The 9062-nt window shown below is 69.7% G+C and carries 7 protein-coding genes; 3 read left to right on the top strand and 4 right to left on the bottom strand.

Translation table 11 applies throughout. The annotated features are described in order from the left end of the window. Window positions 1–234: 234 nt before the first annotated feature. Window positions 235–717 (bottom strand): CarD family transcriptional regulator, encoded by a 483-nt coding sequence (locus LJ221_RS04195; protein ID WP_093658831.1) that lies wholly within the window; start codon window positions 715–717, stop codon window positions 235–237. A 598-nt stretch (window positions 718–1315) separates the two neighbouring features. On the opposite strand from LJ221_RS04195, the gene LJ221_RS04190 reads away from it, so the two are divergent. Beyond that, the gene (locus tag LJ221_RS04190) at window positions 1316–2008 is read left to right on the top strand and encodes a DUF461 domain-containing protein (protein ID WP_241713819.1); all 693 of its coding nucleotides are present in this window, start codon (window positions 1316–1318) and stop codon (window positions 2006–2008) included. A gap of 125 nt (window positions 2009–2133) precedes the next feature. On the opposite strand, the gene LJ221_RS04185 is transcribed toward LJ221_RS04190, so the two are convergent. Then, on the bottom strand, window positions 2134–2814 hold the full coding sequence (locus LJ221_RS04185) for a response regulator transcription factor (RefSeq protein ID WP_093658825.1): 681 nt from the start codon (window positions 2812–2814) through the stop codon (window positions 2134–2136). Continuing rightward, on the bottom strand, window positions 2811–4346 hold the full coding sequence (locus LJ221_RS04180; protein ID WP_241713817.1) for a cell wall metabolism sensor histidine kinase WalK: 1536 nt from the start codon (window positions 4344–4346) through the stop codon (window positions 2811–2813). The genes LJ221_RS04185 and LJ221_RS04180 overlap by 4 nt, the downstream gene beginning before the upstream one ends. A gap of 226 nt (window positions 4347–4572) precedes the next feature. Here LJ221_RS04180 and phoU point away from each other — a divergent pair, with 226 nt between their 5' ends. Both phoU and LJ221_RS04170 read left to right on the top strand, forming a co-directional pair. Next, the gene (gene phoU, locus LJ221_RS04175) at window positions 4573–5283 is read left to right on the top strand and encodes a phosphate signaling complex protein PhoU (RefSeq protein WP_241713815.1); all 711 of its coding nucleotides are present in this window, start codon (window positions 4573–4575) and stop codon (window positions 5281–5283) included. A 183-nt stretch (window positions 5284–5466) separates the two neighbouring features. Beyond that, window positions 5467–5613 carry a hypothetical protein gene (locus tag LJ221_RS04170; RefSeq protein WP_241713813.1) on the top strand — a complete coding sequence of 49 codons (147 nt, stop codon included), beginning with the start codon at window positions 5467–5469 and terminating at the stop codon, window positions 5611–5613. A 53-nt stretch (window positions 5614–5666) separates the two neighbouring features. Here LJ221_RS04170 and LJ221_RS04165 read toward each other — a convergent pair whose 3' ends face one another. After that, complete coding sequence (locus LJ221_RS04165) at window positions 5667–6842, bottom strand: extracellular solute-binding protein (protein ID WP_241713811.1); 1176 nt, start codon at window positions 6840–6842, stop codon at window positions 5667–5669. Between the last annotated feature and the right edge of the window lie 2220 nt (window positions 6843–9062).

Here is a 9062-nt window from a genome sequence, read left to right as displayed (position 1 = left end):
GAACTCTACTACGGCAGATCTCCGCGCAGTTCCGCGACATGCCGCAGCGCCCGGTGACGGCCCACACCGTCGCCCCGGGCACCGCGGCGCTCCTCATGTCCTCACGTTCGCCGACCGGTCAACGGCCGATGCCGCGCCCGTGCTCGTCGTGTCGTGCGCGCCGTCGCCGTCCGGCGGATGGCGGACATCCGCCACAGGGGCCGCCGACCCGCGCTCGGGCCGACACCGTCCGGCTCAGGACGCCAGGACTTCGTCCAGCAGCGTCTCGGCCTTGTCCTCGTTGGTGTTCTCCGCGAGAGCCAGCTCGCTCACCAGGATCTGGCGCGCCTTGGCGAGCATCCGCTTCTCACCGGCGGAGAGGCCGCGCTCGCGCTCCCGGCGCCACAGGTCGCGCACGACCTCGGCGACCTTGATGACGTCGCCGGAGGCGAGCTTCTCCAGGTTCGCCTTGTACCGGCGGGACCAGTTGGTCGGCTCCTCGGCGTAGGGCGCGCGGAGCACCTCGAAGACCCGGTCGAGGCCGTCCTGGCCGACCACGTCACGCACGCCGACGAGCTCCGCGTTTTCCGCCGGGACGCGCACCTCCAGGTCGCCCTGGGCGACCTTCAGAACCAAGTAGGTCTTGTCCACGCCTTTGATCTGGCGAGTTTCGATAGCCTCGATCAGCGCGGCCCCGTGATGGGGATAGACCACGGTGTCGCCAACCTTGAACGTCATGTGACAGGTACCCCTTCCGTGGCTATCCAGGGTAACACGGGAACACCCTCCCCTGAATGGCGTTTTCGCAGGTCAGGGCATATCTCAGGGCTTGACAACAACGCCCGGATCGTGCTGCGGGAGCCCTCGGAGAACAGGAATCCGCAGGTCGGAGGGGGTGCACCGGGGGCGGGAATCGCAACGGAAGCACTCCCTAGAGCTTGACCGAAACACCCGTACGTCCGTTTTGTCGGTATCGTTGATCCGGCCGAACGGCCGGAACCGAATTGATCAGCACGGGGGTGAACGGCCCCGGGGGATGTTTTCCGGCGAACTTCCCCGCCTCCTTCGCCGGCACTTCCCCGGAATGCTCGTAATCGTTCGTACGGACGCACAGCCGATATTCCGCGGAAGGCGTCCCCGCCGGCTCCCGCCCGTCTCCCCGGCTCCGCACGGAAACCTCCCCGCCCCCCGCACACCGGCCCGGACTTCCCGCCCGCGCGCCGGGAATCCGGCACTCGGATGCCCGTGGGGCGGGTCGGGTGCGGAGGCGTTTCACCGGGTCGGTACGCTGAGCCCGCCGACAGACCCATCCATCCCGCTAGGAGTTGCCGCCGCCGTGAGCAGCAGCCTTCGACGCGGCGCCCTCGCCGCCAGCTCTCTCGCGCTCTCGATCGCGTCCCTGACCGCCTGCGGGGCCGGGCCGAACGCGCAGAGCCTGACCATCAACCCCGACAACGCCTCGGCCGAGGTCGACGACATCAAGGTCCAGAACGTCAATGTCGTCACCTCCGAGGACGGCTCCGGCCCCGCTTCCGTCTCGGCGCGCATCTTCAACGGCGGCACCGAGGACGAGACGCTGGAGTCCGTCATGGTGGACGGGCAGCGCGTGGAGCTGAGCCCGGCCGAGGGCGAGCAGGAGCTGACCGTCCCCGCGGGCGGCTCCCTGGCGCTCGGCGGCGAGGGCCACGCGTCCGCGATCATCGACGACCCCGAGCAGGCCGGCGTCGAGGCCGGGAACGCCCAGCCGCTGGTCTTCGAGCTCAGCTCGACCGGCCGGGTGGAGCTGCGCGCCACCGTCGTCCTGGCCGAGGGCACCTGGAAGGACTTCGGTCCCAGCGGCGCCCCGGCGCCCACGGAGTCCGCCCTGCCCGACCCGGGCGCCTCCCCCACCGGGACCGGGGGCCCCGCCGAGGAGGACGACTCCGACCCCCAGGACCCGGGCGCCAACGACAGCGGTGACGACGACACCCAGGGCGAGATCGGCTCCCCGCAGGAGGACGGCGGCACCGAGGACACCGGAGGCCAGTGACCTCCGCTCCCGGCCGGCGCGCGGACGCCGGCCGGGGTACGACGCGGGTGGGGCCGCTCCCGGTCGGGAGCGGCCCCACCCGCGTCGTACCACGCCGGTCCCGTCATCGACCGGTCACGGGCCTGTCACGGCTCGAACTTGTAGCCCAGCCCCCGCACCGTCACCAGATAGCGGGGTGCGCTCGGGTCCGGTTCGATCTTGGCGCGCAGCCGCTTGACGTGCACGTCAAGTGTCTTGGTGTCGCCGACGTAGTCCGCGCCCCAGACCCGGTCGATGAGCTGCATACGGGTCAGCACGCGCCCGGCGTTGCGCAGCAGCATCTCCAGCAGGTCGAACTCCTTCAGCGGCAGGTCGACCTTGGCGCCGGAGACCGTCACCACGTGCCGGTCCACGTCCATCCGCACCGGCCCGGCCTCCAGCGCCTGCGGGGCGGCCTCCTCCGGCTCGCCGCGCCGCCGCAGCACGGCCCGGATGCGGGCCACCAGCTCGCGGGAGGAGAAGGGCTTGGTCACGTAGTCGTCGGCCCCTATCTCCAGGCCGACGACCTTGTCGATCTCGCTGTCCTTGGCGGTCACCATGATGACCGGCACGTTGGAGCGGCCGCGGAGCTGGCGGCACACCTCGGTGCCGGGCAGGCCCGGCAGCATCAGGTCGAGCAGCACCAGGTCGGCGCCATTGCGCTCGAACTCCTCCAGCCCGTCCGGGCCGGTGGCCGCGATGGCCACCTCGAAGCCTTCCTTGCGCAGCATGTACGACAGTGCGTCGCTGAACGATTCCTCGTCCTCGACGACGAGCACTCGGGTCACGGGAGGACCTCCGGGGCGGGATCAGGGTGGTGATCGGTGGAGTCGTGGTGGGGTCGGTGGGTCCCGCGGGAAAGGCCGCGGGGTGTGGTGGCGGCCCGGTGGGAGGCCCGGTACGGGGGCGCGGGGCCGTCGGCTGTGCCGTACGGGTAGGGGTCGTCGTACACGGGGGCCCGGGGCCCGCCGGGTCCGTCCGGGCGGTCCGGGTCGATCGGGCCGTCGGGTCCGTCCGGGCGGTCCGGATCCGGACCGGCTCCGTGCACGTCGCCGCCCGTACCGTCCCCGGCACCGTCGCCGTCGTCGTCCTCGCCGAAGTCCGCCGGTTCGCGCAGCGCTCCGGCGGTCCGTGCCCTCTCCAGCCTCCGGGCTTCGGCACGCTCACGCGCGCTGGCCGCCTCCGGCAGACGCAGGGTGAAGGTGGAGCCCTGGCCCTCCGCGCTCCACACCGTGACCTCCCCGCCGTGCGAGGCGGCCACGTGCTTGACGATGGCCAGGCCCAGACCGGTGCCGCCGGTGGCCCGGGAGCGGGCCGGGTCGACGCGGTAGAACCGCTCGAAGATGCGGTCCTTGTCCTTGTCCGAGATGCCGATGCCCTGGTCGGTCACCGCGATCTCGATCATGTCCCCGCCCGGGGCGGCCACCCGGCGTCCGGCGATGCCCACCCGGGTGCGGGCCGGGGAGTAGTTCACGGCGTTCTCCACCAGGTTGCCCAGTGCCGCCGCGAGCTGGCCCCGGTTGCCCCACACGTGCAGGTCGGCGGTGCCACCGGTGGCCATGGTGATCTGCTTGACACCGGCCGCCTGGCGGCAGCGGTCGATGGCCTCGGCCACCAGCTCATCCACCCGGACCGGTTCGGAGTCCTCCAGCGGATTGTCGTTCTGCACCCGGGAGAGGTCGATCAGCTCCTGGACGAGGCTGGTCAGGCGAGTCGCCTCGGTCTGCATGCGCCCGGCGAAGCGCTCCACCGCCTCCGGGTCGTCGGAGGCGTCCATCACGGCCTCCGACAGCAGCGACAGCGCGCCGACCGGGGTCTTCAGCTCGTGGCTGACGTTCGCCACGAAGTCGCGCCGCACCGCCTCGATGCGGCGGGCCTCGGTCAGGTCCTCGACCAGCAGCAGCACCAGACGCGAGCCCAGGGGCGCCACCCGCGCGGAGACCGCCTGGGCCTCCCCGCGGCCCGCGCCGCGGCGCGGCAGGTCCAGCTCGACCTGGCGGATCTCACCGTCGCGGCGGGTGTCCCGGGCCATCTTGAGCATCGGCTCCACCGTGAGCCTCCCGCCGCGCACCAGCCCGAGGGCGTACGCCGCCGAGCTGGCCTTGACCACGGCGTCGGCCTCGTCGAGCACCACAGCGGACGAGCGCAGCACGGACAGCACGGTGTCCACTCCGGGCGGCAGCACGGCCTCGGTGTGCAGCGAGCTGCGCGTGGGACGGGACTGCTCGCGCTCGCTCCAGCGGAACGCGAGCATCGCGAACACGCCGGTACACACCCCGGCGATCGCTGCCGCTGCGGCGACTGCCGCGTTCACGTCCATGCGTCCAGGTTATGCGGGCTCCGGAAGGCCACCCCAGCCGTTCGGGCACCTGCTCGAACAGACGTCTCCGAGAGTTCACGCCAGTGTCGGCACCGGTTCACTTGGCCGGGCGGAAGCGGACGTGTTTCGGACAGAACGTGGGAGCGTAGGGGAGAACCGGGGCCCGCGCGCTCTTCGCGGAAGGCCCGCGGCCCTACGGTCACGTCATGCGAGGGGAAGGAAAGTCATGCGGGACGCGTACCACGAGGAGCTGGACTCGATCGGCGACAGCCTGGTCGAGATGGCCCGGCTCGTCGGCTCCGCGATCGGTCGCGCCACCACGGCGATGCTGGACGCGGACCTCAATCTCGCCGAGAGCGTGATCGCGGCGGACGAGAAGGTGGACGCCCTCCAGCGGGATCTGGAGACCAAGGCCATAAACCTGCTGGCCCGGCAGCAGCCGGTCGCCACCGACCTGCGGATCGTCGTCACCTCGCTGCGGATGAGCGCCGACCTGGAGCGCTCCGGCGACCTGGCCCAGCACGTCGCCAAGGTCGCCCGGCTGCGCTACCCCGAGTCGGCGGTGCCGCGCGACCTGCACGCGACCATCCTGGAGATGGGCCAGCTCGCGCAGCGCCTGATGGCGAAGACGGGCGAGATCCTGATCACCAAGGACGTCGACCTGGCGCTCCAGCTGGAGCAGGACGACGACGCCATCGACCTCCTCCACCGCGCCCTCTTCCAGCACCTGATGGACGACCGCTGGAAGCACGGCATCGAGACGGCCGTGGATGTCACCCTGCTGGGCCGCTACTACGAGCGCTTCGCCGATCACGCGGTCTCGGTCGCGCGCCGCGTGGTCTACCTGGTCACCGGCGACTACGCGGACGAGGTCGACCCGGCGACCGCCGCGACCGCCGCGGCCGGCACGGAGAGGGCCCCGGCCGGGGACGCGTGACCGCGGGCACGGGCGCGGAGGGCGGGGCGCGCGGAGGGCGCGGAGCGCCCGCCATCCGGGCCCGTGCGCCCCGGCCCGCGAGCACGCGGTACGCGCCTCCGCACGCCGTTGACGCGCCCGTCGGTGCGGGCCGTCAATGGGTGGCGAGCCGGTGACAGCCGGCGAGACGCGGAGGAGGCACACATGACGGACTTCCCGACTCCACCCACCACGGCCGAGCGCTCCGGCGAGAGGCCCTCGCCGCCCGTACCGGGGGCCTGCGGCTGCGGCTCGGGCTGCTCGTGCGGCTGCCAGTCCGGCGGTTCCTGCCAGTGCGGCGGCGGCTGCTGACCCTTCGGAGCGCCTGCCGGTGCGTACGCCGCACCGAAGCGGGAAGCGGCCCGTCACAGCTCCCTGGCCGCGTCCTCTTCCTCCTCCGCCGTGCGCTGGAGGGTGCCGAGCACGGCGGCCGGGTCGCCGTCGGCCAGTACCGACTGGCCGACGTAGAGGCCGATCTCCCGGCTGACCTTCGCCCAGGACACCTTGTTGGCCGGGAAGAACTCCGCGGCTCCGAGCTGGTCCAGGAAGGGCCGTATCCGCTTGTGCCGCTCGCCGCCGCGCATCCGGTCCGAGGCGGACACGGTGACCGGCAGCGTGTGGTAGCGGTCGGCGAACGCGAACTGGTTCTCCACGTCGTAGACGTGGTCGAGGAACGCGGCGACCGCGGCCCGGTTGCCCTCCCGGCGGAAGGCGATCATCCAGCTCGCGGACCCGGTGGTGGTGTCCGCGAGCCCGTCGCGGCCGGGCAGCGGGGCCGTCCCGTAGTCGGTCTTCTTCCGGTCGGCCTGCCGTATCAGGGACAGATCCCCGTTGAGCATTCCCACGTGCCCGCCGGTGAACAGGTTGAACAGTCCCTGACGGTTGGTGACACCGGGATTGACCGTGGTCAGGCCCTGGTCGACGAGCTCGTCGCGGAGCCATCCCAGGGCCTCGACGTTGGCCGGGGCGTTGATGGTGTACATGCCGCCGTCGCCGGTGTAGCCGCCGCCGTTGCCCAGCATCCAGGTCATGGCCTCGGTGGGCGCCTCCTCGCTGCCGAGCGGCAGCCCGTAGGGTACGTCCACGCCTGCCGCCTTGAGCACGACGGCGGCCTGCCGCAGCTCCTCCCAGCTCCGCGGCGGCTCCTGCGGGTCCAGACCGGCCTCGGCGAAGAGGGCGCGGTTGTAGAAGAGGAGCTGGATGTCGGCGGTGAACGGCATCGCGTACGGCACGCGGCGCAGCTCGCCCGCCGTGCTGAGGGCGGGGACGAAGTCGGCCTGGACGGGTATGGACAGCACGTCGTCGGCCCGGTGGAGCCGCTCGGCGGCCGCGTGGTCGGCGAAGGAGTCGATCTGCGCCAGGTCCGGGGCCCGGCCGTTCCCCACCATCTCCGCGACCTTCTGCTCGGCCTTGCCCGGGGTGTGGACGGAGACCTTCACCCTGATGCCGGGGTTCTTCTTCTCGAACGAGGCGACCACCCCGTCCCAGTAGTCCTGGGTGGGGTTGTTCCCCTCCAGGTCCCCGTGCTCCGACGCGACCATCGTCAGGGTGAGGTCATCGGTGCGGGACGCTCCGCCTCCGCTGCCACACCCGGTCGCCGTCAGTGCGACAGATCCGGCCGCCCCCGAAGCCAAGCCCAGGAACCGTCTTCTTCGCATCTGTGTGCCACTCCTCACTCAACCGGTACCGCTCCCGCGCCGGCGTTCACCGGGAGCCACACCTGGCACCGATTCGGGGGCCGGAGCACGGCACCCCCTGAAAGCCATCGCAGGGTGGCTGAAAAGTAACGGTCAGTCCGCATCGCGACCACCCTGTTGAGCGGACCGATACGCAAACGAGTCCGATTCCCCGTGTTCGCGCCCGATGGGCGGCGGGGTGGCGCGTCACCCGCGCCCCCACCCTCGCGGAGAAGCCGCACGGGGACGAGAAAGAGCCTTCCCTCCTCTCCCATGTCATCTAAGGAGAGTTACTATGAAATCGGACCTACGGGACGAGCGAGGGAGTTCGACCGGAGTAGCCGACTTGGGCGGAAAGCCCCGGCTTCCGCCGAGGCCGACATCGACGGTCGGGCTGAGAGGCCGGAAGGTGGTGACACCGGAAGGCGACCTCCACGACCTGATCCGGACAATGCCGGCGCAGGGAGCCCGCCCCGTGGGTTCACCCATGCCACGGGCCGCGCCGCCGATGGAGAGCCGCGCACCTGACGGCCCCGCGTCGGCCCCGGCACCGCCGCGTGGACGGCGTCCTGCGTGCTGGTCGGCGAAGGGCCGAGCCGGACGCGGCTCCGGCAGCGCACCGAACCGCCGACCGTGGAATCGCGGGCAGTGTTCTCTACCTGCCAGGCACCAACTACGACCCTCCTCGGTGATCGCTATCAGAACGACGGATTTCGGCCATATACCAGTCCAAGGCCCAGCGACCGAGCCGGAATGTGCTGTGCTCACCTCGACCTATCATCACGCGATGGATGCAGGCGTCCCAGCACAGCACAGAGGGGCGGCCAAAAGGCACACCGCGCATACGACAGTCACGCAGGTTGCCGCTACAGTGACAGATTGCGGACTTGGGTCGCGACACCGGGGGGGGTCCTGATGATGCATGGGCAGCTGCTCTGCTATGGCGCTGCGGGAGGGGCACTGGTGTCACTCGTGACGCTCTACAAACACCTGCAATTGCGGAATCAGTGGCCCTGGAAGGTGAAGAACGGGCCAACCAGACCGATGTACTTCACCGGTGAGATCATACGAGTTTTATTAGGTGCGGGTGTTGCATGGGGGCTCGCCGCAACAGAACAATTGGGTGCATTCGGGGCGATCTTGGTTGGCGCGGGGGCGCCAGCCATCCTTGACAAGTGGCAGAGAGCAGCGCCCGGGCTCCCGGCGGCTCAGCAATCGGCGATGACGGAAAAGCCTCAACAGCCAGGAGATAACATCCCTGGCGCAACAAGGACGGCCGTAGGTCGTCCAGCTGCTGAGGAAGGTGGCGCATAAGAATGGGAGCTCGATTCTTAGACGCCCTGACCCATAACGGTCCGGGGTACGAATTGACTCAGAGTGAAGCATGGACTGATCCACGCTCGGGCACCAGCCGATTCCTCGACGCTTTGACTCACAGTGGCCCAGGTTACTCACTTCCACCTGTGATGGAAGTGAGTAGGTTCGCCGAACTGAAGCGCCGTAAGGTCCGAGACCTCCATGACGCCCTGCTGGAAGGGTTCGAGTACTTCTTCTACGCGATAGGGTACCTGGAAGCTGCGTCTCGCGCGAAGGATACGGAAGAAAAAAAGAAGCATCGTGAATCTGCCATGGAATGCATGCGCACTTACCTGCGGCATTCGGATGACTCAATAGGCTTGGCATTAGAGGCGGCGCGGCAGTCTCTGGGCCCCCTTGACCTGCGCTCCAGGATCATGCTGAACCGACTTGATCGCATTCTCCGAAGGCTGAACAATGCAGCCAGAAATCTCTTGACAGCCTTAGAAAGATCTGGGAAACGCAGAGAGCGAATAGCTGATCAATCACAAGCGGCGGTCAGGCGGGTAAAACGCTCCATGAGCTTCCTGTCCCACGCTGTAGCCCGGTGAGGAGAAACCTGCTGGGCTCCACGAAGTCCGGGACACATCACCCTATGTGCGCGCAGGGCTTGGTCAAGTTCCGGAGTCGTGCGGCTGGGTCGGGCTGTGACCGGTTGGGGTGCATAGCAGAGCAGGCACGGGCTTCGTGATCATTGGGGTGTCGAAGCTCAACGATCATGAGGTGGCC

This window comes from Streptomyces sp. CNQ085, assembly GCF_022614595.1.
GTDB lineage: Bacteria > Actinomycetota > Actinomycetes > Streptomycetales > Streptomycetaceae > Streptomyces.
The sequence above is the reverse complement of the archived record's forward strand: the minus strand, read 5'-3'. Positions and strand labels throughout refer to the sequence as shown.